General features: G+C 56.8%; 27 protein-coding genes and 1 tRNA gene. 6 read left to right on the forward strand and 22 right to left on the reverse strand.

The features are described from left to right. Window positions 1–12: 12 nt before the first annotated feature. Together BLW11_RS21045 and BLW11_RS21050 are read right to left on the reverse strand one after the other, a co-directional pair. Window positions 13–1,368 (reverse strand): amidase, encoded by a 1,356-nt coding sequence (locus tag BLW11_RS21045; RefSeq protein ID WP_048359676.1) that lies wholly within the window; start codon window positions 1,366–1,368, stop codon window positions 13–15. Between the two features lie 13 nt (window positions 1,369–1,381). After that, window positions 1,382–2,713 (reverse strand): MFS transporter, encoded by a 1,332-nt coding sequence (locus BLW11_RS21050; protein WP_048359677.1) that lies wholly within the window; start codon window positions 2,711–2,713, stop codon window positions 1,382–1,384. 212 nt (window positions 2,714–2,925) lie between these two features. Here BLW11_RS21050 and BLW11_RS21055 point away from each other — a divergent pair, with 212 nt between their 5' ends. The 4 genes from BLW11_RS21055 to BLW11_RS21070 all read left to right on the forward strand — a co-directional run bounded on the left by BLW11_RS21055 (window position 2,926) and on the right by BLW11_RS21070 (window position 7,847). Next, complete coding sequence (locus BLW11_RS21055; RefSeq protein ID WP_048359678.1) at window positions 2,926–3,954, forward strand: LacI family DNA-binding transcriptional regulator; 1,029 nt, start codon at window positions 2,926–2,928, stop codon at window positions 3,952–3,954. 34 nt (window positions 3,955–3,988) lie between these two features. Then, complete coding sequence (locus BLW11_RS21060) at window positions 3,989–4,150, forward strand: DUF2986 domain-containing protein (RefSeq protein WP_074836888.1); 162 nt, start codon at window positions 3,989–3,991, stop codon at window positions 4,148–4,150. Window positions 4,151–4,853: 703 nt separating this feature from the next. Next, window positions 4,854–6,212, forward strand: a complete 1,359-nt coding sequence (locus BLW11_RS21065; RefSeq protein ID WP_048359679.1) for an 8-oxoguanine deaminase — start codon at window positions 4,854–4,856, stop codon at window positions 6,210–6,212. Between the two features lie 120 nt (window positions 6,213–6,332). Further along, window positions 6,333–7,847, forward strand: coding sequence for a nucleobase:cation symporter-2 family protein (locus BLW11_RS21070; RefSeq protein ID WP_048359680.1), 1,515 nt, complete (start codon window positions 6,333–6,335; stop codon window positions 7,845–7,847). 130 nt (window positions 7,848–7,977) lie between these two features. On the opposite strand, the gene BLW11_RS21075 is transcribed toward BLW11_RS21070, so the two are convergent. From BLW11_RS21075 to BLW11_RS21155, 17 genes are all read right to left on the reverse strand, one after another. Continuing rightward, window positions 7,978–8,053 (reverse strand) — tRNA-Lys (locus BLW11_RS21075). Window positions 8,054–8,127: 74 nt separating this feature from the next. Continuing rightward, window positions 8,128–8,820, reverse strand: coding sequence for a 7-cyano-7-deazaguanine synthase QueC (gene queC / locus BLW11_RS21080; RefSeq protein ID WP_048359681.1), 693 nt, complete (start codon window positions 8,818–8,820; stop codon window positions 8,128–8,130). A 1-nt stretch (window position 8,821) separates the two neighbouring features. Beyond that, complete coding sequence (gene queE, locus BLW11_RS21085) at window positions 8,822–9,469, reverse strand: 7-carboxy-7-deazaguanine synthase QueE (RefSeq protein ID WP_048359682.1); 648 nt, start codon at window positions 9,467–9,469, stop codon at window positions 8,822–8,824. Window positions 9,470–9,632: 163 nt separating this feature from the next. Next, entirely contained in the window at window positions 9,633–10,451 is an 819-nt protein-coding gene (gene ybgF / locus BLW11_RS21090; RefSeq protein ID WP_048359683.1) for a tol-pal system protein YbgF, read from the reverse strand. A gap of 6 nt (window positions 10,452–10,457) precedes the next feature. Further along, the gene (pal, locus tag BLW11_RS21095; RefSeq protein ID WP_003441254.1) at window positions 10,458–10,958 is read right to left on the reverse strand and encodes a peptidoglycan-associated lipoprotein Pal; all 501 of its coding nucleotides are present in this window, start codon (window positions 10,956–10,958) and stop codon (window positions 10,458–10,460) included. Between the two features lie 55 nt (window positions 10,959–11,013). Continuing rightward, entirely contained in the window at window positions 11,014–12,264 is a 1,251-nt protein-coding gene (gene tolB / locus BLW11_RS21100; protein ID WP_241486130.1) for a Tol-Pal system beta propeller repeat protein TolB, read from the reverse strand. 47 nt (window positions 12,265–12,311) lie between these two features. Beyond that, window positions 12,312–13,406, reverse strand: coding sequence for a cell envelope integrity protein TolA (tolA, locus tag BLW11_RS21105; RefSeq protein WP_048359685.1), 1,095 nt, complete (start codon window positions 13,404–13,406; stop codon window positions 12,312–12,314). Further along, window positions 13,406–13,858 (reverse strand): protein TolR, encoded by a 453-nt coding sequence (tolR, locus tag BLW11_RS21110; RefSeq protein WP_162200692.1) that lies wholly within the window; start codon window positions 13,856–13,858, stop codon window positions 13,406–13,408. Before tolR ends, tolA begins: the two co-directional genes overlap by 1 nt. Window positions 13,859–13,881: 23 nt before the next feature. Continuing rightward, the gene (gene tolQ, locus BLW11_RS21115) at window positions 13,882–14,577 is read right to left on the reverse strand and encodes a protein TolQ (RefSeq protein WP_016782231.1); all 696 of its coding nucleotides are present in this window, start codon (window positions 14,575–14,577) and stop codon (window positions 13,882–13,884) included. After that, complete coding sequence (ybgC, locus tag BLW11_RS21120) at window positions 14,567–15,034, reverse strand: tol-pal system-associated acyl-CoA thioesterase (RefSeq protein WP_048359686.1); 468 nt, start codon at window positions 15,032–15,034, stop codon at window positions 14,567–14,569. Before ybgC ends, tolQ begins: the two co-directional genes overlap by 11 nt. Before the next feature lie 137 nt (window positions 15,035–15,171). Further along, complete coding sequence (ruvB, locus tag BLW11_RS21125; RefSeq protein ID WP_048359687.1) at window positions 15,172–16,233, reverse strand: Holliday junction branch migration DNA helicase RuvB; 1,062 nt, start codon at window positions 16,231–16,233, stop codon at window positions 15,172–15,174. Next, window positions 16,234–16,842, reverse strand: a complete 609-nt coding sequence (gene ruvA, locus BLW11_RS21130) for a Holliday junction branch migration protein RuvA (protein WP_019823258.1) — start codon at window positions 16,840–16,842, stop codon at window positions 16,234–16,236. Between the two features lie 111 nt (window positions 16,843–16,953). Further along, window positions 16,954–17,478, reverse strand: a complete 525-nt coding sequence (gene ruvC, locus BLW11_RS21135) for a crossover junction endodeoxyribonuclease RuvC (protein WP_048359688.1) — start codon at window positions 17,476–17,478, stop codon at window positions 16,954–16,956. Window positions 17,479–17,610: 132 nt separating this feature from the next. Next, complete coding sequence (locus BLW11_RS21140; protein WP_048359689.1) at window positions 17,611–18,357, reverse strand: YebC/PmpR family DNA-binding transcriptional regulator; 747 nt, start codon at window positions 18,355–18,357, stop codon at window positions 17,611–17,613. A gap of 120 nt (window positions 18,358–18,477) precedes the next feature. Further along, the gene (gene aspS, locus BLW11_RS21145; RefSeq protein WP_048359690.1) at window positions 18,478–20,253 is read right to left on the reverse strand and encodes an aspartate--tRNA ligase; all 1,776 of its coding nucleotides are present in this window, start codon (window positions 20,251–20,253) and stop codon (window positions 18,478–18,480) included. Window positions 20,254–20,362: 109 nt separating this feature from the next. Continuing rightward, window positions 20,363–20,584, reverse strand: coding sequence for an FmdB family zinc ribbon protein (locus BLW11_RS21150; RefSeq protein WP_048359691.1), 222 nt, complete (start codon window positions 20,582–20,584; stop codon window positions 20,363–20,365). A gap of 181 nt (window positions 20,585–20,765) precedes the next feature. After that, window positions 20,766–21,128: a ribbon-helix-helix domain-containing protein gene (locus BLW11_RS21155; protein ID WP_048359692.1), complete on the reverse strand. Its 363-nt coding sequence runs from the start codon at window positions 21,126–21,128 to the stop codon at window positions 20,766–20,768. 833 nt (window positions 21,129–21,961) lie between these two features. On the opposite strand from BLW11_RS21155, the gene BLW11_RS24215 reads away from it, so the two are divergent. Then, a complete protein-coding gene (locus tag BLW11_RS24215; protein WP_048359693.1) occupies window positions 21,962–22,564 on the forward strand; it encodes a cold-shock protein in 603 nt (200 codons plus the stop codon). Window positions 22,565–22,629: 65 nt separating this feature from the next. Here BLW11_RS24215 and BLW11_RS21165 read toward each other — a convergent pair whose 3' ends face one another. Continuing rightward, on the reverse strand, window positions 22,630–22,836 hold the full coding sequence (locus BLW11_RS21165; RefSeq protein ID WP_003441212.1) for a SlyX family protein: 207 nt from the start codon (window positions 22,834–22,836) through the stop codon (window positions 22,630–22,632). A 2-nt stretch (window positions 22,837–22,838) separates the two neighbouring features. Next, complete coding sequence (locus BLW11_RS21170) at window positions 22,839–23,264, reverse strand: HIT family protein (RefSeq protein ID WP_048359694.1); 426 nt, start codon at window positions 23,262–23,264, stop codon at window positions 22,839–22,841. Window positions 23,265–24,050: 786 nt separating this feature from the next. Here BLW11_RS21170 and BLW11_RS21175 point away from each other — a divergent pair. After that, entirely contained in the window at window positions 24,051–25,334 is a 1,284-nt protein-coding gene (locus BLW11_RS21175; protein WP_048359695.1) for an OprD family porin, read from the forward strand. 262 nt (window positions 25,335–25,596) lie between these two features. Here the strand turns inward: BLW11_RS21175 and BLW11_RS21180 are convergent, their stop codons facing one another. Beyond that, window positions 25,597–26,439 (reverse strand): mechanosensitive ion channel family protein, encoded by an 843-nt coding sequence (locus tag BLW11_RS21180; RefSeq protein ID WP_048359696.1) that lies wholly within the window; start codon window positions 26,437–26,439, stop codon window positions 25,597–25,599. Window positions 26,440–26,567 lie beyond the last annotated feature (128 nt).

The following is a 26,567-nucleotide window of genomic DNA, read 5'->3' on the forward strand; positions in this document are numbered from 1 at the left end:
TGTACTGGCGGCTTAGCTCCGTACAAACAGCTTGGCCATCACCTCTAGCAGACGATCATCCTCCCCGGCGGCACCTATCACCTGCAGCCCCACCGGCATCCCACTCACCTGCCCCACCGGCAGGCTGATCGCAGGCAACCCGGTCAGGTTCCAGGCGCTGGTATGGCTGAGCACTGCGGCGCGTACATCGATGTCCTGTTCACCTACCCGAATCTGCCGGGCATCGATCTCTGTGGCGGTAATCGGCACGCAGGGCGAAACCAGAAAGTCATAGTGCTCGAACACATCCGCCATCGCCGCCTTGAGTCGCGCCTGGCCCGCCTGGGCACGGATGTAGTGCCAGCCCCGGACTTCCTGCGACAACTCAAGGCGCTCGCGCACTTCCTGATCGAACAGCTGCGGTGCCTCATGCATGCGCTCGGCATGAACATCAAAGGCCTCGGCGCGTTGCAGCACCAGCAAGGTGTCTTTCATGTCCGCTGCCAGCGGTTGCAGTTGCGCAGTATCCTGCAGCGCTTCGCCAAACATCTGCTGTGCCGCCTGGTAGACCTGGCGATCCACTTCGGTGTCGACCGGGCCAAAGCTGCCGGAGGTGATCCATCCTACCCGCAGGGGCCGAGGATTATGCACCGGTGCACAGGCTCGCCCGACCAACACCTCAAACAGCAGGCGCGCATCCTCAACGCAGTTGGCGATGGGGCCCACGTGGTCGAGGCTCGACGACAGCGGGAACACCCCCTCCAGCGGCACAGCGGCAAACGAAGGCTTGAAGCCGACCACGCCGCACAACGCCGCAGGAATGCGGATCGAACCGCCGGTGTCGGTACCCAGCGCCAGCGGGACCATGCCGCTGGCGACGGCGGCTGCGCTGCCCGCGCTGGAGCCGCCCGTGATGCAACGGGCATCCCACGGGTTACGGGCCGCGCCCTGAAACGAACGGTCGCCGGTCGGGCCGTAGGCGAACTCGTGGGTCAACGTCTTGCCGACAATCACGGCCCCGGCCTCGCGCAAGCGCTGCACACAGAGCGCATCGCGCTCCGGCTTGAAGCCGTCGAAATGCGCCGAGCCATAGGTGGTGACGTAGTCGCAGGTGTCGATATTGTCCTTCACGGCCACCGGTATGCCGTGCAGCGGGCCCAGGTCCACGCCCTGGGCGAGCAACTCATCGGCTTTGCGGGCCTGGGCCAATGCCACGGGGGCATCGACCTGAACGAAGGCATTCAGGATCGGGTTAAGCCGCTCGATGCTGTCCAGGGCAGCCTGGGTCAGCTCGACGCTCGTCAGGCTGCCCTCGCGCAGGCGCCCGGCCAGCGCGGTGACCGGTTGGCCAAAAAAATATCCAGCGTGGGCAGGTTTCGCCAGGCTCATACAGGCAACTCCATCAAACAACTGCGGGTATAGGGGAAGGGGCAGCCTGACGACCGCCGGGGCGTACCATCAGCATCGCGCTCATGCCCAGGGCCGTGGCCACCGCTGCGGCCACGAACATCGACGAGTAGCCGTAACGAACCGTCAGGTAGCCGGTGAGCATGGGGGCGATGAACGACGCGGTGTTGGCAATAAAGTGGGTCATGCCGCTGTAGGCGCCCACGCGGTTGGAAGGCGCGGTATCTATCACGACGGCCCAGTAGACCGAATTGGGGAGCGCGTTGAGGGCGTTGGCCAGAGTCATCAGGGCAATTACACCCCACACGGTCTGGGCTTGCGAGACCATGATGAAACACAGCGTGGTCAACAACAGGCAGGTCGCGGCCAGCCAGCTGCGGGCCACTTTCAGATTGCCGGTGCGACGCAGCAGCACGTCGGAGATCTTGCCGCCCAGCAGCACGGTGAAGCAGGCACCGGTCCACGGGATCATGCCCATGTACCACAGCGATGACAGGTTGTAGTGAAACTCGTCCTGCAGGTATTTGGGGGTCCAGGTCAGCAGCAGGAAGGTCACGTACACGAACGAGAAGTAACCGACGGCGTTGAGCAGCAAGTCCTTGTTCTTGAAGAAGTGCCAGACCGGCGCAACGCTGGTGGTGGGGGTCGAGGCATTGACGGCTTCGGCCCGCTCCTTGCGCAGGAAATCGAGTTCAGCCTTGGACACACGCGGGTTTTCATCGGGGGTGTTGGTAAAGCGCGTCATGAAGAAAATCAGCAGCGCCAGGCTGACCACGCCCAGCACCACAAACATGCTGCGCCAGTCCCCGGTCAGGGTTTGCAGGCCGACCGCAACCGGCGCGGTCAGCAACGCACCCAGCGGTGTGCTGAGCAGGCCGACCGACACCACAAACCCGCGCTCCTTGGGCGTGGCCCAATTGGCCACGCTCTTGTTAATCACCGAGTAGGCCGGGCCTTCGGCAAAGCCGAACATCACACGGATCGTGGCAAAACCGGCCATGGCCGAACCACCCAGAAAGGCCAGCCCGAAGTCACCGGCAAACGCGGTGGCGATCTCGAAGATCGACCAGGTGGCACCGGCAATCAGCCAGACACGCCTGGCGCCAAAACGGTCAGCCAGAATGCCGCCGACCAGTGCCCCGAGGATGTAACCGTAACCGAAGTAACCCAGCACATTGCCCCAGTCGGCCTTGTCGAAACCGTACTCGGGGAGAATGCTCGCCGAAGCATAGGCAATCGCGCCCCGGTCAATGTAGTTGAGCAGCGCCATCAGCATGATCAGGAAGAAAATCTGGTAGCGGAAAGACGGAATCACTGGGTGGTTCATAAGGATCTGACTCTTCAAGTGATGGCAGAAGTCAAAAAGTCGGCCGGTGTCGGCGTATTTTTATTGTTTTACCCAAACGTTTGGGTTGGCGAAATGTAGGGCGAAGAAAAGTTTTAGTCAAACGTTTGGGTAAAGATTTATTTCCGGGAAATCGCGTCCTGTTCGGGTAGAATTCGCGCGCTGAATAACAGACTGCTGGAAACCCCTCACACATGCCGAATCAATCTCGCCCCGCTACTCTGAAGTCCATGGCGACTGCACTGGGCGTGCACGTTTCCACGGTGTCGCGGGTGCTCAATGGCGACCCTGCCGGCGTCGAGCGAGCGGCGTCGGCCGAGGTGGTTGCGCGTATTCGGGCATTGGCAAAAGAGCTGGACTATCGACCGAACACGCAGGCATCCAACCTGAAGTTGCGTAAAAGCCAGGAAATCTGCGTGCTCATGCCGCGCCTTACCGACCTGGTGATGGCGACCATTTACGACAGCATCGACAGCACGGCCGAGCAGGCCGGTTACCTCACGTTCGTGTCCAACACCGACGACCAGCAGCCGCGTCAGATGGCCCGTGCCGAGCATGCCTTGCGCCGCTCGGTGGCCGGGTTGATCGTGGGTGACTCCCATGTGGGTGAAAACCAGCCCCTGCTTGAGCTGCTGTCGCGCAAAAACATTCCCTACGTGCTGGTGAGCCGGCAGATTGCCGGGCATGTGGCAGCGTGCAGCGATGATGAGTTGGGCGGCTGGCTGGCGGCCGAACACCTGTACGGGCTGGGCTTTCGCGATGTGGCGATTCTGGCGGGCGAGCGCTATGCGTCCACCGGGGCTGATCGCACCCGGGGGTTTACCCGTTTTTACCGCGAGCAAGGCATCACCCTGCGCCCGGAATGGACCCTCAACGGCCCTTTCGACAGCCTCACCGGGCACAAGCAGGGCGAGTACCTGCTGGGGCTCACCCCGCGGCCTCAGGCGTTTTTTGCCGTCAACGACTTCCTGGCCATCGGCCTGATGGGGGCTGCGCGTGACAAGGGGCTGATGCCGGGCAAGGACATCGCCGTGGTGGGTTTCAACGACATTGCGCTGGCCAACGAACTGATCGTGCCGCTCACCAGCGTGCGTCTGCCGCTGGCACAGATGGGCCAACATGCCGTGGAGTTATTGCTCAAGCGCATAAACGGCGAGCCCAGCGAGTCGATCATCCTGACGCCACAATTGCAGGTGCGGGCGAGCTCTTCACTATCCAGCTGAACCCCTTCAAGAATTTACAAGCCGAGTAAAAAGCATGAATCGTCGTAAAAAAATCATCCAGTTGTTAAAGGCTCACGCCAAAAAGGCCAACGCCAAACTGGCACCGCAAAAAAAGGACAAATACATCAGCAAAGCCGACCGCTTGAAGCTGGTGGAAGCCGCCGCGCTCGAGCCTGTCACCCCTCCTGAAAGCTGATCTGAAGCTCGACCCTCCCCCTCCTGAGACACATAACCCCCCTGTGAGGTTATGTGCCATCGCCTCTTTGAGCTCCCCTCCTCCATTGGCCACAACTGCCTGATAGTTGCGGGCACCTGAAATTCCTTGGGATCCGGATACACCCCATGACGGGGTTATGCCGCGCGAACCACAGGCGCAGCTTCGCAGGCTGCCCTTTCCCGGCGTACATCTTGATGGCCATCAGGGCATGCTTTTTCTGTATACAATTTTTTGTAAATCTGGTTACATAATTTCGCGCCTACGACACCGGTATTCGCCGATGCGTATTGCGACGGTCTAAAACCATGAGACACCCACAGCAGCTCGAACCCATCGCGCGTCATCTGCGAATGGCGTTCAAAGCTCACCACGATGCTTGCTTGTGCTACCGCATGGGCGACGAGCTCGTCTCTTTCCCGCTCCCTCCGCCGTCCCACCTGGAACCTGCTCTCGCCCTTGGTCGAAGCCCGAATTGGCGCAGGCCTGTTGGTGGCCCAAGGCTTGCAAGTGAAGAGGATCAGGTGCCAACACCCTTGGACATGCACCCTGTGTGGGCACTGGCTGATCCAGTCAGCCACAAATTGCACCCACACAGTGCCTGGTTGCACTGGCTTGGCAGGCAGAAACCTGTGCCTACGACAGAGCCAGGTTGGAACCAAACTAAAATCAAGGATGAATACACATGCCAAAGACTTTACTGATCAAGAATGCAGAGCTTTTGGTAACAATGGATGGTGATCGCCGGGAGATCAGGCAAGGCGGACTGTTCATCGAGGGCAACCTGATCAAGCAGGTCGGCCCGACCGATACGCTGCCCCAACAGGCCGATGTGATTCTGGACATGACCGGGAAAGTGGTCATTCCAGGCCTGGTCAACACCCACCACCACATGTACCAGAGCCTCACCCGCGTAGTGCCGGCGGCACAGGACGGCGAGCTGTTCAATTGGCTGACCAACCTGTACCCCATCTGGGCGCGACTGACGCCTGAAATGATCGCGGTATCGACCCAGACGGCGATGGCTGAGCTGATGCTCTCTGGCTGCACCACCTCCAGTGACCACCTCTATATCTATCCCAACGGCTGCAAGCTCGACGACAGCATCCATGCCGCCGCAGAAATCGGCATGCGCTTCCACGCTGCACGGGGAAGCATGAGCGTAGGCCGTAGCCAGGGCGGACTGCCGCCCGACTCAGTGGTGGAGAAAGAGAGCTATATCCTCAAGGAGTCCCAGCGCCTGATCGAGGACTACCACGACGCCAGCCATGGCTCGATGCTGCGCATGGTCGTGGCGCCCTGCTCACCTTTTTCGGTGAGCCGCGACCTGATGCGTGAATCAGCCGTTCTTGCGCGCCACTACGGTGTGTCGCTGCACACGCACCTTGCGGAGAACGTCAGCGACATCGCCTACAGCCGCGAAAAGTTCGGCATGACGCCGGCCGAGTACGCCGAAGACCTGGGCTGGGTCGGCCCCGATGTCTGGCACGCCCATTGTGTGCAACTGGACCAGCACGGCATTGAACTGTTCGCGCGCACCGGCACCGGGGTCGCCCACTGCCCGTGCTCGAACATGCGCCTGGGCTCGGGGATCGCGCCGATCCGCAAGATGCGCGACCACGGTGTTCCGGTGGGCCTGGGTGTCGACGGTTCGGCCTCCAACGATGGCGCCAGCATGATCGGCGAGGTGCGCCAGGCCCTGCTGTTGCAGCGTGTCGGTTTTGGCCCCGATGCGATGTCCGCTCGCGAGGCTCTGGAAATTGCCACGCTGGGCGGCGCCAAGGTGCTCAACCGTAATGATATTGGCGCCCTGGCACCCGGCATGGTGGCGGACTTCGTCGCCTTCGACCTTGGCCATATGGCCTATGCCGGCGCCCATCACGATCCGCTGGCAGCGCTTGTGTTCTGCACCCCTACCCATGTCGACACCAGCGTGATCAATGGCCGTGTAGTGGTCCGGGACGGCCGCCTCACCACCGTCGACTTGCCCTTGGTACTGGAACGCCACAACCGGTTGGCCCGCCAGCTGGTCAGCGGCGAGTGACCCGCACAGGCCGTTGCGTGCAACGGCCCGTGCAGCTACTTCGCCCCCAAAGAACTCATCGAATGCGACTGAGAACGTGCTGTTAGATACCTCTAAAATAACAAAAGAGAGCTACTCACCATGACTTCTTCCGCTTCAACCCGTCCAGAAGACGTGAACCTCGGTACTGGCGCCAACCTGGCCTACGGTCTTCAGCATGTGCTGACCATGTACGGGGGCATCATCGCTGTCCCCCTGATCATCGGTCAGGCTGCCGGGCTTACGTCTGCCGACGTGGGCCTGCTGATCGCCGCATCGCTGTTCGCCGGAGGCCTGGCCACCTTGCTGCAGACACTTGGGATTCCCTTCTTTGGCTGTCGCCTGCCTCTGGTGCAGGGGGTGTCCTTCGCCGGCGTCGCCACCATGGTCGCCATTATCGGCAGCGACGGCACTGGCGGGCTACCGGTGGTATTTGGCGCGGTGATCGTGGCGTCGTTGATCGGCCTGCTGATTACGCCGCTGTTCTCGAGCATCACCAAGTACTTCCCGCCGCTGGTGACGGGCATCGTCATCACCACCATTGGCCTGACCCTGATGCCGGTCACGGCACGCTGGGCCATGGGCGGCAACAGCCAGGCAGCCGACTTTGGCAGCATGGCCAACATTGGCCTGGCGGCCATCACGCTGCTCTTTGTGTTGCTGCTCAGCAAGCTGGGCAGCGCCAGCATCTCGCGCCTGTCGATCCTGCTGGCGATCGTTATCGGCACACTGGTGGCGACAGCCGCTGGTATGGCCGACTTCTCCCGGGTGCTCGAAGGTCCTCTGGTCGCACTGCCCGAAGTGCTGCACTACGGCATGCCGGAGTTCCGTCTCGCCGCCATCCTGTCGATGCTGATCGTGATCATCGTGACCATGGTCGAGACCTCTGCAGACATTATCGCCGTCGGGGAAATCATCGAAACCAAGGTCGACGCAAAACGCCTTGGCGACGGCCTGCGCGCAGACATGATTTCCAGCGCCCTGGCGCCCCTGTTTGGCTCCTTCACCCAGAGTGCCTTTGCACAGAACGTTGGGCTGGTCGCCGTGACCGGCATCAAGAGCCGCTACGTGGTTGCCACTGCGGGCCTGATCCTGGTGACCCTGGGGCTGCTGCCGGTGATGGGGCGACTGGTCGCCGCCGTGCCCACCGCCGTCCTCGGGGGTGCCGGCCTGGTACTGTTCGGCACCGTAGCGGCGAGCGGCATCCGCACCCTGGCGCAGGTGGACTACCGAAACAACATGAACCTGATCATCGTGGCCACATCGATCGGCTTCGGTATGGTCCCGATTGCAGCGCCGAACTTCTACCACAACTTCCCGAGCTGGTTCGAGACCATCTTCCACTCCGGCATCAGCTCGGCCGCGATCATGGCCATCCTGCTCAACCTGCTGTTCAACCATCTGCGGGCCGGCAACTCCGACCAGCAATCGGTATTCGTTGCTGCCAGCGATCGCATCCTGTTCCACCGGGACATCTGCGGGCTCAACGATGGTGATGTATTCCGCGATGGCAAACTGTTCGACTGCGATGGCAAGGAAGTGCCGATTGTGGAGAGCGACGAAACGCCTGAGCATGCCCCTGTACTTCGCAAAAAGAGCCTTGAGCAAGAGCACTGATCAACGATGAGCCAGAGAAAGCGGCGTGCAGACGTCGCTTTCCCTGCACTACTGAGCAGAGCAGCCAAATCACAGGCACAAAAAAGCCGGTTAATCCTGAGGATTAGACCGGCTGTTTTGGTGTTGCATATGGTGGGTCGTGTGGGATTCGAACCTACGACCAATTGGTTAAAAGCCAACTGCTCTACCAACTGAGCTAACGACCCGCTTCGTTGTGGGACGTATAATACTGATTTCTAACGAGAATTCAACACCTTGTTCGAATTAAATTCGAAATAATTCAAAAATAACGGGTTGGGTCAGTAATTCCAGCGGCTGCGAAGCCTTCTGCACGCAGACGGCAGCTGTCGCACTTGCCGCACGCACGGCCCTGGCTGTCAGCCTGGTAGCAAGAAACAGTCAGCGAGTAGTCCACACCAAGCTTTATACCGGCTTGTACGATTTGCGCCTTGCTCAGGTTCTGCAGTGGTGCCTTGATGCGAAACCCCTGCCCCTCGACCCCAGCCTTGGTCGCCAGGTTAGCCATGATCTCGAAAGCCTGAACAAACTCAGGGCGGCAATCCGGGTAGCCCGAGTAATCCACCGCATTGACGCCAATGAAGATATCTCGCGCTTGCAGCACTTCCGCCCAACCCAACGCCAAAGACAGGAATACAGTGTTACGCGCAGGTACGTAGGTAACCGGGATTCCCTCGCCAAGTGTCTCAGGCACGTCGATAGAGCTGTCGGTCAACGCCGAGCCGCCAATGCCGTCCAGGTTCAGGCCTATGACTTTGTGTTCGATCGCACCCAGATCACGCGCTACACGCGCAGCAGCGTCGAGTTCAGAGCGGTGGCGCTGGCCGTAATCAAAGCTCATGGTGTAGCAGCTGTAGCCTTCAGCGCGGGCCATGGCCACAACAGTCGCCGAGTCGAGACCACCAGACAGCAGGATTACGGCTCTTTTTTCGGTGACAACAGTTTGTTCAGTCATTTCAGCGCCCCGGCTCGTCGTTCCACAGATATTTGTGCAGCTGCATTTGCAAGCGTACTGGCAGGTTGTCCGCCACGATCCAGTCCGCGAGATCACGGGCCGGCAAGTCATGGTGGCTCGGCGAAAACAGCACTTCGCCTGCACGCCGCTCCAAACCATACTCAATCAACTTGGACACCGCCCAGTCGTAATCTTCCCGTGAACAGATCACAAACTTGACCTGATCATTGGGCGTCAACAAGGCAATGTTTTCGTAAAGGTTGCGGTGAGACTCTTTGGAACCCGGGGTTTTCAAGTCCAGAACGCGACTGACGCGCGGGTCGACTGCCGAGATATCCAGTGCGCCACTGGTCTCAATCGAGACTTCGTAGCCCGCATCACAGAGTTGCTTGAGCAGGGGAATTGCATTGGGCTGGGCCAGGGGCTCACCCCCCGTCACGCACACGTAGCGCGGGCGAAAGCTGGCAACTTGCTCAAGAATGTCGTCGAGGGGGCGCACAGTCCCGCCGCTGAAGGCGTAAGCGCTGTCACAGTACCCGCAGCGCAAAGGGCAGCCGGTCAAGCGTACAAAAACGGTGGGCAGGCCAGCCGTTCGCGTTTCACCCTGTAACGAGTAAAAAACTTCGGTAATTCTCAATGTGTCTTGCATATCCGCCACGGGCGTAACAGCTAAACAGGCTGTCCGCCTCCGTCAGGCACTCCAAGGAATCTGCTTACGCATGACTCAGAAGAGCGTATTTCATAAAAGGGCGTGAATTCTAACGAAAAAACCCGCGACAGGCGCGGGTTTCTCGATGAATGCATCGTATGCGCTACATGCGCTGCAGATCGCGTTGCGCCAGCTGTGCAGCCGACGTTCCCGGATACTGCGCGACCACTTGCTGCAAGATGCCTTTTACCTTGTCGGTATGACCCAGGCGGCGCTCTACATCAGCAAGCTTATAGAGTGAGTCCGGCACCTTGGCATGCTTTGGATACAACTGGCTCACCTTGGCAAAGGCCTGGCCGGCGGCTTGCAGATCGCCTTTGGCCAGATTCACTTCACCCAACCAGTATTGGGCATTGCCCGCATACTGGCTGTTTGGGTATTTGCGCAGAAAGGCAGTAAACGCCTGGCTGGCCTTGTCGAAATCCTTGGCTTTGATTAGGTCGAAAGCAGCATCGTAATAGAGCTTTTCTTTCGCTGGATCACCAGGTTCGGAACTCGCAGCAACCTGAGGTGCAGGCGCTGCTGTATTACCGGCGGCATTAGCACCACCAGCAGAAGAATTATCAGGTGTGGCGGCCGGAGCAACGCCAGAACCAATACGCCGATCAAGTTCCTGGTATCGCTCCAGGCTTTCTTGTTTCATGCGCGAAATATCATTTTGCAGAACTTCGATAACGCCCTGTTGGCGCGCAATCTGTTCCTGCATTTGTTGCAGCTGGTTGAACAGCTCGCCCTGTGCCGAGACAGGGGCCGAAACCCCTCCCCCGGCATAGGCGCCGCTCGCACCATAACCCGGTGATGGATAACTCCCCCCGCTATTGTTATAGCCAGAGTTGTCATCGACCACAGGAACCGCAGCCCATGCCGCAAGCGGCATGAGGCTGAGAGTCAGAATAGTTACAGCACGGCGGCACGTTCGCATGACGAATTACTTACGCAGTTCGACGCGACGGTTTTGAGCCCACGACTGCTCGTCGTTGCCAGTAGCGATTGGACGCTCTTTACCGTAGGACACCAGCTCCAGCTGTGCTGGAGAAACACCTTGCAGTACCAGGTAGCGTTGAACGGCTTTCGCACGACGCTCGCCCAGTGCCATGTTGTACTCACGAGTACCACGGGCGTCAGTGTTACCTTCCAGAACAACGCGAGCGCCGTTAGCTTTCAGGTCTTTAGCGTGAACGTCCAGAGCGCGCATTGCTTCTGGTTTCAGGTCCGAAGAATCGTATTCGAAGTAGAAAACAGTGATAGCGCGCAGAGCAGCTTCTTCGCTCAGGGAGCCATCAACAGCGCCAGTGTTTGCGCCGTAACCAGCGTTTGGATCAACAGCAGCGCCTTCACCGGCATTGTCGCCGCCTTTGGACGAGCAACCTACAGCTACAGCCATGGCCAGTGCCAGCGCAGCAAATTTACCAAACTTCAGCATTTCCATCGTAAAACTCCTAATGAACCCCAAGTGTTATATGCAACGTACAGCTATCACCACGTCAGTTCAGGTAAGGGGACCAGGAAGGTTCTCTGACTTCGCCTTGAGCGGTAGGAAGAGGGAGCCTTACGCGTCCATTAATAGACACGAGCATCAAGACTCCCCGGCCCTGCTGGCGGGTGGCGTAGATTACCATGGTGCCGTTGGGTGCGACAGTAGCAGACTCATCAAGGTTGGTATCTGTGAGGATTTTCACGGTTCCGCGCTGAATATCTTGCGCCGCAACACGGAAATTGGTGAAACCGTCCTGACGATGGATCATTACCAGGGTCTTTTCGTCAGCCGAAAGCTTAGGGCTGGCGTTGTAGTTCCCGATAAACGTCACGCGTTCTGCGTTACCGCTGCCTACATTGGTTTTGTAAATCTGCGGTTTGCCGCCACGGTCAGAGGTGAAATAGATGGTAGAACCATCTTTACCCCAGAACGGTTCGGTATCAATTGCCGGGTTGTTGGTTACGCGAGTCAGCCCACGGGAAGCCAGATCCATCACGTAGATCTCGGCATTGCCGTCTTTAGACAATACGAACGCCAGTTTGGAGCCATCCGGCGACCAGGCTGGTGCACCGTTCAGACCTTCAAAGTTGGTGATCTGCTCACGGCGACCGGTATCAATGTTCTGCATGAAGATGCGCGGACGCTTCTGCTCGAACGATACATAAGCGATGCGCTTGCCATCGGGTGCAAAGCGCGGCGACAGGATCGGCTCACGGGATTGCAGCAGGGTAACGGCGCGAGCACCGTCGTAGTCAGAGCGCTGCAGGGTGTAACGGGTGTTGGTCGCACTGGCGCGCTCGGCCGTCACGTAAAGCAGACGGGTAGAGAATGCACCTTTAATACCGGTCAGCTTTTCAAACGACTGATCGGAGATGTAATGCGCCATGTCCCGCAACTGCTCAGCCGTGCCCGACACACTGCCGGTCAGGACAGGTTGCTCGGTTGCAACGTTGAACAAGGCATATTGCACCTGCAGGCGACCGCCTGCCGGCACGATATTACCGACCATTACGTATTGGGCGCCCAAAGCTTTCCAGTCGCGGAAAATGACTTCGCTGGCCTGCGTCGGCAAGCCAATCATGTTCTGCTTTGGAATCGGCGCGTAGTAACCCGAGTTGCGCAGGTCATTACCGATGATTTCAGCCATGTCGTCCGGCAACACGGTGCCGCCCTGCCAACCAAAAGGTACTACGGCAATGGGCGTCGCCCGGTCACTGCCACTGGTGACCAGAATGTTCTTTTCATCTGCTACAGCCATCCCTGCCAGGCAGCAGACGACGACCAGCAGTCCTCGAAAAAGTTTAATCACAAGGCTAGATCCTCAGGTGTGAATGTCATCTTGAATGATCGATAAGGATTAAAATCGCTGGGCTTCATACCCTGCATTTCCGTTAAACGGCCAATATTCTTGACCGCTGCCACAGCCGAGCTATCAAACGGCCCGTCACCACTGGATTTGGCAACCGTCACAGACGTCACCGTGCCATCTGGCAACATGCCAATTTGCAGCACCACTGTCATGTTCTTGCGCGCTGACGGCGGACGAGCCCACCCTTCTGCGGCGCGAGCACGAATCAGGTCATCGAAACTGCCGGCGACCTCATCACCCTGCTCATCTGCCAAGGCTTGCTGGCGTTGCGGCGTATCGGAAAGCAAATCGGCCAGGGCTTGCGCCTTTTTCTCTTCGGTCGATTTACGTGCTGCTTCTACGGCCTTTTTCTTGGCTGCATCAGCAGCCGCCTTTTTCTTCGCATCTTCGGCGGTTTTCTTCTTCGCCTCGTCTGCTACAGCCTTTTTCTTGGCGTCTTCGGCAGCTTTCTTCTTCGCATCTTCAGCAGCTTTTTTCTTGGCGTCTTCAGCGGCCTGCTTCTTGGCCTCTTCTTCCGCGGCCTTCTTGGCCTCTTCCTCAGATTTCTTCTTGGCTATGTCAGCCAGCTTTTTCTCTTCGGCTTTTTTGGCGTCTGTAGCCTTTTTGGCATCGTCGGCTTTCTTGGCTTCATCAGCCTTCTTCACCTCGTCTGCTTTCTTGGCCTCGCTCGCCTTGGCTTCGTCAGCCTTCTTGGCGTCCGCAGCCTTTTCGGCAGCCTCTTCCTTCTTTTGTTCCGCGGCTTTTACAGCTTCCTGCTCAACCTTCTTCTGTTCCATCTGCTCGACTTCGGTCTGACGCGCAGCAGATTTTTTCGCCTCACCCGCAATCTTTTGATTGGTCTGGGTGGTCGCCTGACTTTTTGACTTCAGCTGGTACAAGGTTGCCTGAACAATCGGCTTGGAAGGCGGCAGTTCCGGAGTCATGACAAAGCTGGCGAACAGCATGCCAAAAATCAGAACGTGCAGCCCTACCGCCCAGACTGTAGGCCAAAAAAAGTTTTCAGAGGCGGACGGCTCCCGCTGTTCGCGCATCAGGGAGCCTCGGTTATCAAGCCAACGTTACCGACTCCGGCCTTCTGCAGGCCACCCATGGCACCCATTACCGCTCCGTAATCCACAGTCTTGTCACCGCGAATAAAGACCTGGGTGTGCTTGCCGCCTTCATTGCCTGCGCGAATGATTTTGGTCACCGCGTCAGTCATCTGGGGCAAGGTCATAGCCTTGTCCATCTGCTTGTCGGTATCGACTTCACTGCCAAGGTTCCAGAAATAGGTCTTGTCAGCCTTGATCGAAATGGTCAGGACCTGGGTGTTGTTGTCTTGCGGCAAAGCCTCGCTGGAGACCTTGGGCAAATCAACCTTCACACCCTGATTGAGCATCGGAGCGGTCACCATGAAGATGACCAGCAGCACCAGCATCACGTCGATGTAAGGCACTACGTTCATCTCGGCGACCGGCTTGCGCTTTTTGCGAGCTCGAGCGATTAAAGCCATTGGAAATTACCTGCTTATTCTTCGCTGGTGTGCACTTTGCGGTGCAGGATCGCCTGGAATTCGTCGGCGAAGGTGTAGTAGCGGCTGATCAGCGTTTCGCTACGCGCAGCAAAACGGTTGTAAGCAATAACTGCCGGGATGGCAGCGAACAGGCCAATGGCCGTTGCGATCAGTGCTTCGGCAATACCCGGCGCCACGGTTGCAAGCGTTGCTTGCTGTGCAGTTGCCAGGCCACGGAAGGAGTTCATGATCCCCCACACCGTACCAAACAAACCGATATACGGGCTGACGGAACCCACGGTGGCCAGGAACGGCAAGCTTTGTTCAAGCTTTTCTTCTTCGCGGGAAATCGCTACACGCATGGCACGCGCCACGCCTTCCATCACCGCTTCAGGATCGACACCCGGCTGCTGACGCAGACGGGAAAACTCTTTGAAACCGGCACGGAAGATTTGTTCAACCCCGGAGTCCGGGTCCGGATTGCTACCTGCCTGACGATACAGCTTCGACAAGTCGATACCCGACCAGAAACGCTCTTCAAAGCTTTCCAGGGCACGTCGACCGGCGCGCAGCATGGTGCTGCGCTGAAAAATCATGACCCACGAGGTAACCGATGCGGCCAGCAGGGTCAACATTACCAACTGCACAACAATGCTGGCATTGCTGACCAAGCTCCACATGGAGGAATGGTCGACGACGTTAGCTTCCACGCTTTATCTCCTGCTCTAAATGTTTACCCGCGCCGCTCACGTCGGCAAAGGCCGTACGTAAAGCTTCGGGAATGGCCCGGGGTTTGAAACTATCGGCGCGCACACAGGCCACCAAAAACTGCCCTTCACAGAGCAGCGTTGCATCTGCAGCCCGCCAGACCTGCTGTTTGAATCGCAGGCTGGCACGGTTGAGTTCTGTTACTTGCGCACTTACCAACAGTTCGTCGTCCAGTCGCGCCGGCGCGTGGTAGCGCGCCTCGCTGGAATGCACGACAAATAACAGATTCTCGCCTGCCAACTCGGATTGGGCAAAGCCCAGCTCCCGCAGCCTTTCGGTTCGAGCCCGCTCCATAAACTTTAGATAATTTACGTAATACACGACGCCACCCGCATCGGTGTCCTCGTAATAAACGCGACAGCGATGTGCGAACGGCTCAAGCCTGTTTTGCGCGCGCATACTCTAGTGCTTACTCCTCAGGTTGCCAATCCGCCAAACCACTGTTTTTCACGCTTCTTGAGCTTTATGAGCCAAGATTTTCAGCGCCAGCACTTGAGACAGCAAAAACCTTGAAAAAATCGGTCATGAACCGCTTATTAATCGTCCAAAGCATTCAGGAATTCGTCTACCACAGGCATATCACCCAAGCGCGAAGGAATATTCAAGCCAAAGTGCAAATACGCATGCCGGGTCACTACACGCCCTCGCGGGGTCCGCATGATGTAGCCCTGCTGAATCAGATACGGCTCCAGCACATCCTCAATCGTATGCCGCTCTTCACTGATCGCGGCAGCCAGACTGTCAATGCCCACAGGCCCACCATCGAACTTCTCGATCATGGTCAGTAGCAAACGCCGGTCTTGATGATCAAAACCATGCTCATCAACATCCAGCAGGTTCAACGCCAGGTCAGCCACGGGTTTGGTGATATGCCCCTTGGCCCGCACTTCGGCAAAATCTCGTACACGACGCAACAGACGATTGGCGATCCGGGGTGTACCGCGAGCCCGGCGGGCAATTTCGTAAGCCCCTTCCGGGTCGAGCGGCAGACCGAAGATATCGGCCGAACGACTGACAATCGTTGCCAGGTCATCAGTACTGTAGAACTCCAGTCGCTGAACAATCCCGAAACGATCGCGCAACGGGTTTGTCAGCATCCCGGCCCGCGTCGTCGCCCCCACCAGAGTGAAAGGCGGCAAGTCGAGCTTGATCGAGCGTGCAGCCGGACCCTCGCCAATCATGATGTCGAGCTGAAAGTCTTCCATTGCCGGGTACAACACTTCTTCGACAATGGGTGACAGGCGATGGATCTCATCAATGAACAACACATCATGGGGCTCAAGATTGGTCAGCAAGGCCGCCAGATCACCCGGGCGCTCCAACACGGGGCCTGAGGTGCTTTTGATAGACACCCCCATTTCCTGGGCAATGATGTTGGCCAGCGTGGTCTTGCCCAACCCCGGCGGACCAAAAATCAGCGTATGGTCCAGCGATTCCGAGCGCCCGCGCGCGGCCTGGATGAACAGCTCCATCTGCTCACGCACTGTTGGTTGACCAATATAGTCGGCCAGGCTCAAAGGGCGAATTGCCCGATCCTGAACTTCTTCCCGGTCCCGCCCGCTTGGGGCAGCGGTTATCAAACGATCAGCGTCAATCACTTAAATCATCCCCTTAAGGGCGCGGCGGATCATGTCTTCACTGCTCAACGTTTTATCCTTGATCGCGGAAACCGCCTTGCTGGCTTCCTGAGGTTTATAGCCCAAAGAAATCAAGGCGCTGACCGCATCACTCTCGGCACTGGCCACTTGCACCGGCGCATCCGGCTGATTGGGAACCAGGGCAAACATGCTCGGTACCTGCTCCCACGCCTTGAAGCGATCTTTCAACTCGACCAGCAGGCGCTCGGCAGTCTTCTTGCCGACACCCGGAACCTTGGTCAAGGCCGAGGTATCCTGGGCCTGAACGCAACGAACAAGCTCATCAACCTCCAGGCTAGACATCAATGCCAACGCCAGTTTGGGGCCGACGCCGTTGAGCCGGATCAGCTCACGGAAGAAGTCGCGCTCACGCTTGCCAATGAAACCATAGAGCAACTGGGCGTCTTCGCGAACAACCAGATGGGTATGCAGGGTCAAAGGCTCGCCGATGGACGGCAACCGATAGAGCGTGGTCATTGGCACTTCCAGCTCGTAGCCCAGGCCATTTACATCCAGAATCAGGTGCGGCGGCTGTTTTTCAGCCAGAGTGCCGCGCAAGCGTCCAATCACGTTTCAGATCCTTTTCTCTGGCCAGATCAATGGCTGACAACTAGAACGACAGAGCCGCATCATTACAGATGGCGCCCTGCCAGCAAGCTTAATAACGTTAAAAATCGCGCCCTAGAGCCGCAAACGCCCACCACGGCTACGCGCCGCGCCCAGGCCATGGGGCAACAGGCTTGAGCGCGTGTGCGCATGGCACAAGGCTATCGCCAGCGCATCCGACGCATCGATTTGCGGTTTGCTGGTCAGCTTGAGCAGATGCATGACCATCATCATTACCTGTTCCTTGTTGGCACCACCGGTGCCTGCCACGGCCTGCTTGACTTGGGTTGCCGAGTACTCGGCGATCTCCAGGCTTTCTTCGGCCCCGGCGACAATGGCCGCACCCCTGGCCTGACCCAGCTTGAGTGCCGAATCGGCATTGCGCGCCATAAACACCTTTTCGATGCCCATGGTGACAGGGCCGTACGTCTGAATAACCTCACGCACCCCGCGATAGACGATCTGCAACCGCTCATGCAGTTCGCCGCTCCCCGTGCGAATACACCCCGAAGCCACATACACACAGCCACGCCCGGTGTCTCGCACCACGCCATAACCGGTGATTCGCGAACCAGGATCAATACCAAGAATAAGAGTCATAACGCCTACAGCTTATGAAGTGACGCCCACCGGCACATACCCGGACAGCTTAAAGGCAGAAGCCGGAGGTGCACAGCGCCGCGATCATCGCGACGGTACACCTCCGGCCTCTTGATTGACGCAACCCAGGTATCAGCCAAGCTGTTCCAGGACGGCGTCAGGAATTTCAGCGTTGGAATATACGTTTTGTACGTCATCCAGGTCCTCAAGCATGTCGATCAGCTTGAGCACCTTCTCAGCCCCTTCCAGATCCAGTTCGGCGCTGGTGGTTGGCAACATAACGATCTCGGCATCAGTCGGAGCAAAGCCCGCTGCTTCCAGGGCGTTGCGAACCGCATAAAAGCTTGAGAACGAAGTGAATACGTCAATGGAACCGTCTTCGTTGGTCACCACGTCGTCGGCATCTGCCTCCATTGCAGCGTCCATCAAGGCCTCTTCATCAACGCCAGGCGCATAGGTAATCTGGCCCTTGCGCTCAAACAGATACGCGACCGAACCGTCAGTACCAAGGTTGCCGCCGCATTTGCTGAACGCATGACGTACAGCCGCTGCGGTGCGGTTACGATTATCGGTCATGCACTCAACCATCACGGCAACGCCGCCGGGACCGTAACCTTCGTAGCTCAGCTCGACCATATCGTCGGTATCAGCCGCACCAGCACCGCGGGCGACTGCGCGATCGATAATGTCGCGACTCATGTTTGCACCAAGGGCCTTGTCCAGCGCCAGACGCAGACGCGGGTTGGAGCCCGGCTCAGCACCACCCTGGCGGGCAGCTACGGTCAGCTCACGTATCCACTTGGTGAAAATCTTGCCTTTTTTGGCATCCTGACGCTCTTTGCGGTGCTTGATGTTCGCCCACTTAGAATGACCTGCCATAACGCACTCCGAATCCCTTTAAAAACCTTGCCCGGTTTCACCTCTGGCTTGACCCGGCAATAAAAATTCTCGACCCAAATGACAAAGGCGCATCCGGAGATGCGCCTTTGAGGGCCAGCTTTACTCAGCCTTAGGCTGTTCGCGCAAACGAATGTGCAACTCGCTCAGCGCTTTGTTATCAACCACACCCGGAGCCTGAGTCATGACGCAGGCAGCACTCTGGGTTTTCGGGAAGGCAATCACTTCACGAATCGACTGGGCACCGGTCATCAGCATCACCAGACGGTCCAGACCGAACGCCAAACCACCGTGGGGTGGTGCGCCGTATTTCAGTGCGTCCAGCAGGAAGCCAAATTTCTCTTCCTGTTCAGCTTCATTGATACCCAACAGGCGGAAGACCGCTTGTTGCATTTCCTTGCGGTGGATACGGATCGAACCGCCACCCAACTCAGTACCGTTGAGCACCATGTCGTAGGCACGGGACAGCGCGGTAGCCGGGTTGGCCTCGAGCTCTTGCGGCGAACACTTTGGTGCAGTGAACGGGTGATGCAAGGCGCTGAAGCTGCCATCAGCGTTTTCTTCGAACATCGGGAAGTCCACAACCCACATCGGTGCCCACTCGCACGTCAGCAGGTTCAGATCGTTACCAACCTTGATACGCAGGGCGCCCAGGGCTTCGCTGACGATCTTGGCCTTGTCGGCACCGAAGAACACGATGTCGCCATCAACCGCACCAACGCGATCCAGGATCACATTGAGGTTGGCTTCAGGGATGTTCTTGACGATCGGCGATTGCAGACCCTCAACACCTTTGGCGCGCTCGTTGACCTTGATGTACGCCAGACCGCGGGCACCATAGATGCCGACAAACTTGGTGTAATCGTCGATCTGCTTGCGCGGCATGCTCGCGCCGCCGGGAACGCGCAGGGCAGCGATACGGCATTTAGGGTCGTTGGCCGGGCCGCTGAACACCTTGAATTCCACATCCTTGAGCTGATCGGCAACATCAACCAGTTCCAGCGGGTTACGCAGGTCAGGCTTGTCGGAACCGAAACGGCGCATGGCCTCTTCCCAGGTCATGTGCGGGAACTCACCGAATTCCAGACCCAGCACTTCCTTGAACAGGTTGCGGATCATCTCTTCAGTCAGGCCCATGATCTCGGCTTCGTTCATGAAGCTGGTTTCGATGTCGATCTGAGTGAACTCAGGCTGACGGTCGGCACGCAGGTCTTCGTCACGGAAGCACTTGGCGATCTGGTAGTAGCGGTCAAAACCGGCAACCATCAACAGCTGCTTGAACAGCTGTGGCGATTGCGGCAAGGCAAAGAAAGAACCGGCGTGGGTACGGCTTGGCACCAGATAGTCACGTGCGCCTTCTGGCGTGGCACGGGTCAGGATTGGTGTTTCAACGTCCAGGAAGCCGTTTTCGTCCAGGAAGCGACGGATGCTGGTGGTCATGCGCGAACGCAGACGCAGCTTCTCGAGCATTTCCGGGCGACGCAGGTCGATAAAGCGATAGCGCAGGCGGGTTTCTTCGCCAACATCGGAGAACTCGTTGAGCGGGAACGGCGGGGTTTCCGCTTCGTTCAATACTTCCAGCTCGTAACCCAGCACTTCGATCATGCCCGACGCCATGTTGGCGTTGCCAGCACCGGCCGGACGCAGACGCACCTTACCGGTGATCTTTACCACGTACTCACTGCGCACACGGTCAGCGGCAGCAAACGTCTCGGCGCGATCCGGGTCAAACACCACCTGGGCCAGACCATCACGATCACGGATATCGAGGAAAATCACCCCACCGTGGTCACGGCGACGATGGACCCATCCGCAAAGGGTAATTTCCTGGCCTTCCAGGCTTTCGTTCAGTTGGCCGCAATAATGGCTGCGCATCATGGTAGTGGTTTCACTTCTCGTAATTCGAAATTCGGTGGAGGTCTTGCGCACCGACGGTGCTGGTAACAATGCAAGAGACCGCTTGTGTTCTGACTGCGTTCCTTCAACCTCAGTCGGATTTGTCGCCGCCTGCCAGATTCTTTTTCGAGCCTGTCTTGAAGTCTGTTTCGTACCAGCCTGTACCGCTGAGGCGAAAGCCTGGCATGGACAGCATTTTCTTCAGTTCAGGTGCCTGACAGGCAGGACAATCAACCAGCGGTGGAGCGCTGATCTTTTGAATGGCTTCCAGTTGATGACCACAGGAAGCACATTGGTAATCGTACATGGGCATTGGCGCGTCTCGACAATCCGTTAGCGGCAACCCTTAAAGAGGGCCACGCAGCAAAGGGCGAGATTATATATGGTAAATCGAGCCATTGCAGCCGCATGAGCAGCCAGAACGCCTCAAATGCATCATAAATATTGTGCGATTACAAGCCATCGAACGCCCTCCTGCAGCCAGCCACACCCCCTCATCCTACAAACACCTGTTCTTGCCCCACCCCCCGAGAATTCCGTGCCGCCTTCAATAAATGCATGACGCAGACAACCCGAATGAGCCCGCTGAAATTTTTCACCCCCCCATGCCGCAAGTGCACTTCACGGTCAATGTAAGACAGCAGTGTATTAATTGAACAATCATTAATACGCGAAATATCGGACAGAACTTCCCAATACACCTCTTCGAGCCTTAAACAGGTGGCAAAACCATTCAACCTGACTGAGCGTGAAAGTGGCCGGGCCAGGGTCATGCCAAAATCAAGCACTACGGGATCAACCCCAACTCTCTGCAGTAACCTACCGCCTGCGTTTTCTTGCCGAATCAATCGTCCCATTGTTAAAGCACTCCTTTGCACACTATTAAAATCGATCAGTATTTTTTTGAAGAACTGACCTCATAAAACAATATGTAAAAATTCATATCCAGCGGACCAGACCCTCATACCTGTAGGAGGGCTCTCGTCGCCCCCGGAGAATATGGGCGAACCCGGATGCCTCGCGAACGGCCTGACCACAAGGCTGCGGGGCATGGGCAGCCAAATAGTAAAAGGGAATGACACCCCCCTCTTCAACAACCACTTCCAGACGACTCTAAATACGCCGACGGGCAAACACGAAGACGAATACTGAATACAACTTGAAAGTGCACACCTTTACGCACTCACTTATACCGCCCCGCGCAAACTTCCATACACCAACCCCCGGACAGACTATTACGCGCCTGCGCAAAGTACCGACTCACACACCAACACGCTCCCCGGATAGCACAACCACCCTCCCCCATAACCGCCACACCAAAAAAATAAAAGCTCACGACCAACGGTTGTCATCACGTCGACTCTAGCCGCATTTACACTTAGTAACTGCCAGACAGCATCACACGCGCAGCCCGCAAACAATGGACTACATGTGTCTAGGACACGGCTTTCATGAAATTAAGAATTTAGTAGGCACTCACCCTGCAGGAGCGCCTACAGATGTCTCAATACGCTTAATTTGAGTAGGCCCGAGCTTTGCTGTTAAATAGGCAGCGTGTCGCCCTTTCCAAGCCTATGGCGAGGACGCATAGGCTGATGACCGCACGTGTCCAGCGCCTCCATTTTTTTCTGAAGCGAACCGTGCGCCATCAGCTCTTCCTTGCGATCCATCTTAATGTGAGTCAATTGAAATGTTGAAAATCGTCCACCTGCTAACGGGTGCAGCGGCTTTGCTGCTGTCCTTTATTCCCAGCCTGCAATCTGAAGCACTACCTTACCTCCAACACCCTGATGCTCTTTATCTGGCTTTTTTTGGCCTGTTGAACCTGACACTGGCTCCAGTCATTCCGTTCTGGAATAAAGGCCCGCGTCACCAACTGCAAAACCTGGTCAGCGCCCTTCTGGTGCTTTCCGTTGTACTGCAAACCCTTACCCTGTTCGGCCTGCTGTTGCCGATCGGTGACCAGCCCGCTGTTCTGCTGGGCCTTACTCCGGCAGTGATCGCGGTATTGCTTCATCTGGCTGTCAGCTTCTACAAATCGTCACCTTCGACGTCTTCGCAAAGTTATGACATGACCAACCGCGATACAGGGACTGTAAAGTGGTTCAACACCTCGAAGGGCTTCGGGTTTATCTCCCGAGATTCCGGCGATGATATCTTCGTTCACTTTCGCGCCATTCGCGGCGAAGGCCACCGGGTTCTGGTGGAAGGGCAACGCGTCGAGTTCTCCGTTATGAACCGCGACAAAGGCCTACAAGCTGAAGACGTGATCGCAGCGCTGCCGCGCCGCTGATTTCAGCCCAAAAAAAACCGCGACCAGCCAAGCCGGTCGCGGTTTTTTTTGCCTGCGCAAAAGACTTAATAGTGCGGAGGCGGCGCTTCTTCCTCAAATGACTCGAACTGCCCGCCCATTTCTTCCTGGCGTTTGAGCAGCGCGGCCATCTGCATCTGCAAACGATCTACTGCGTTCTGCTGCATCACCAGCACATCATTCAATGCCTGAATGGTGTCATCCTGAAAAGCCAAACGACTTTCAAGATCCATTACTCGCGCTTCAAGCGTCACAATCAGCCCTCCGAAAAAGTGAAACCAGCGTCAAAAGCCGACGCGAGCCTGTCCCGGACAGCGCATACATCTACCTGCGTATACGGTTGTGCAGGATGTTTGCCCCAAACCGGCCCGGGCCAGGCCACGTCAGCCTGATAACGAACAATCACATGCATGTGCAGCTGGCTGACAACATTACCCAATGTGGCGACATTCATTTTATCGGCACCGAACACGTCTTTCAGCACTCGCGCCAAGGCAGTCGTCTCACCCCACATCAGCTGCTGGTCATGGTCATCCAATTGAAATAATTCGGTTATACCCTCACGACGAGGCACCAGAATGAACCAGGGGTAATTCGAATCATTGGAAAGCAGCAAGCGGCACAAGGGGAAGTCCCCTATCAGCCAGGTATCCTCTTGAAGGCGTGTATCCAAAGCGAACACTGGGGGCTCTCCTGTTTGACCGTTCATTTCAGTTCAATTCAACGCCCGATGAGACTCATCAGCCACCAAATGACAGAAGTGAAGGATACCCTTGATTGGTACCCATATCACGCCAGCAACCACAGACGCACACCCGAAATACCGCGTAGTACGCTCAATCAACACCCTTTAAACACTTGTGCACCAAAACTGCACAACGCGAATGCTTTTAGTGCGCTAAAACGTCACCGACCACCCCAACAGGTGTTAACCGGTAACGTTTCAAGATCACACCTGCCACGAAAACGCCTCTTTGCAACGAAATGCAACCCGTCGGACGCCGCCTTATCGCCATTTGACCCAAGCCACATCAGGCCTCAGCGGTCGAAAAAGAGAAAAAGTGTTTATTTTTTCCCGACACTGCAGTTTGAGCATGCTTGTTGCATAAAGCATTGCATAGTCGCCAGAGCTTGCGCCGGAGTGCAGAAGCCTGACGATAGATAACAATAGCTGGAACGTAGGAATTTGGAGTTTTATTGCGTCGGAAGCGTGTATCACATCTATACGCCCGACGCGAAAAACAGCACTAAATACATGCTAAAACTAGGCACAACGCTACGCGCTTGCGACATGTAGGGTGCAATTTGCGACACAGCTGTAAAGAAGCTGAAAGCTTATGAGAGCAAGTATCGCCAATATTGCCGGCGTGATATAAGTTTGCGCCGACACAAAAAGAAAGAGCCGCCCAGATAATAATTTCAGGTGGGACGGCAGTACTCTTCCTAAAAACCAAAGGAGCAAATCACGATGCGCGTGATGAAGTGGAGCATGATCGCCCTGGCTGTTTCAGCCGGTACTACCCAGTTCGCAATGGCCTCGTCCCAGGACGATGCCAAAGGTTTCGTTGAAGACAGCAAGCTGACTTCCAAAACCCGCATGCTGTACATGAACCGTGACTTCCGTAATGGCGCTGGCAACATTGCCAAGCCAGGCGGCGGCTTTAAAAGTGGCTATCGCGAAGATTGGGGCCTGAGCGAACTGCTTAACTACCAGTCCGGCTTCACCCAGGGCACCATCGGTGTAGGCGTTGATGCTTTCGCCATGGGCACAGTACGTCTGGACGGCGGCGCTGGTCGCCAAGGCAATGGCCTGTTCGCTAGCCAGAGCGACGGTTCTCCGGAAGATACCCAGTCGAAAATGGGCGGCGCGGTCAAGTTCCGTCTCTCCGACACCGTTCTGAAGTACGGTAACCAGTTTGTTTCCAGCCCGGTCTTCTCTACCGATGACAGCCGTCTGCTGCCAGAAGTTGCTACCGGCACATTGATCACCAGCAATGAAATCAAGGGTCTTGAGCTGTCCGCAGGTCGCTTCACCGCCCTGAGCTCACAGACAGGCATGGCTCGTGACAGCATCAACGGTCCAGGCGCAGCTGGCCTGACCGCTGCCAACATCGCTGGCGCGACCTACCAGTTCACTGACAACTTTGTCGGTGGCGTGGCAGCATCCGACGTTGAAGACTATTTCAAGAAGCAGTACATCAACCTGAACTACACCCTGCCTATCGCAGAGTCTCAGGCCCTGAACTTCGACTTCAACGGCTATAAAACCACCAGCGACGGCAAAGAATTGCTGGGCGACGTGGACAACAAGATCTGGAGCTTGGCAGCTGCTTACAGCATCGGCGCACACAAGTTCACCGTTGCTCACCAGCGCTCCACCGGTGACAGCGGTTACAACTACGGCATCGACGGTGGCGGCAGTATCTTCCTCGCCAACTCCGTGCAGTACTCCGACTTTAACGCCAAGGACGAACGTTCATGGCAGGGTCGCTACGACCTGAACATGACGAGCTACGGCGTACCTGGCCTGAGCTTCATGGCTCGCTACGTTAAAGGCGACAACATCTCCACCACCGATGGCGAAGGCAAAGAGCACGAATTCGACTTCGAAACCAAGTATGTGTTGCAGGAAGGCGCAGCGAAAGACCTGTCTTTCCGTCTGCGTAGCGCGATCTATCGCACTACCAGCAACAACGGCCGGGACGTAAACGATTTCCGCCTGATTGCTGAATACCCACTGAACATCTTGTAATCATGGCCTTCGGGCGATAGTTACAAGTACATTGTTTAGTGAAAGCCACGCTCCTGTTTCAGGGCGTGGCTTTTTATTTGCCGGTATAAAAATTACATATAGCAAGCTAACTAACAACTCTAAACGCAAGTAGTTATCAGTTATGCAAGGCGCATCTACGTATGCAACTGCTCTACCCAGGGTACAAAAACAATTAAAGGGGCATTACGCCCCTTTAATGTTTGCTCACACCTGACTCAATACTCAGGTGTTGCCTTCGACTTTACTGCGCCGCAACTTCCTGAACCACACGCACTACACGCTGTGGAAAAGGAATATCAACACCCTCGGCTTTCAAACGATCACGCGAATGCTCGTTGAGCATAAACAGCACATCCCAGTAATCCGGGGTGTTAACCCAGACGCGCAGCGACATCGTGATCGAACTTTCACCCAAGGTCGTGACCACAACCACAGGAGCCGGTTCTTTCAGCACGCGAGGGTCATCGGCCAGCGCCAGCAACACTTCACGCACCTTCTGCAGGTCTGCCTCGTAGTCCACACCCACATCAAACACCACCTTGCGCGTAGGTTGACGGTTGTAGTTGGTGATGATGCCGTTGGACAGGTTGCCGTTTGGCACGATGACGGTTTTGTTGTCACCTGTACGCAACACGGTGTGAAAGATCTGGATACTGTCGACAGTACCGCTCACACCTTGCGCTTCGATCCAGTCACCAATCTTGAACGGACGGAACAACAGAATCAGTACTCCACCGGCAAAGTTGGCCAGGCTTCCCTGCAACGCCAGACCGATGGCCAGACCCGCAGCACCGATAGCCGCCACAAACGACGTGGTCTGGATGCCTATCATTGAAGCTACGCTGACAATCAGCAGTATCTTTAGAATGATATTGGCCAGGCTGCTGATAAAGCCTTGCAGCGCCAGATCGGCCTTTCTCAGTGCCAGCAGTTGCCCGATCTTGACTGTCAGGCGGTTGATCAACCACCAGCCTACTGCCAGCGTAATCAATGCCAGCAGTACACGACTGCCGTACTCCATGATCATCGGAACCCAAGACTGTGAGGTCTTGATCAACTGATCGACTTCAGCGTTCAAATCCATTTACATCTCCTCGCGCCACTACCCGGCAGCGTCATTTATTCAGCAAGACGATTGAGCAGCTTAGCCGCTCAATCGTTTTTGCAGCGCCCAGGAAAGTCGGACGTCAATGATCGCCAGAGGTTCCCCTA

The organism is Pseudomonas deceptionensis, assembly GCF_900106095.1.
Lineage (GTDB): Bacteria > Pseudomonadota > Gammaproteobacteria > Pseudomonadales > Pseudomonadaceae > Aquipseudomonas > Aquipseudomonas deceptionensis.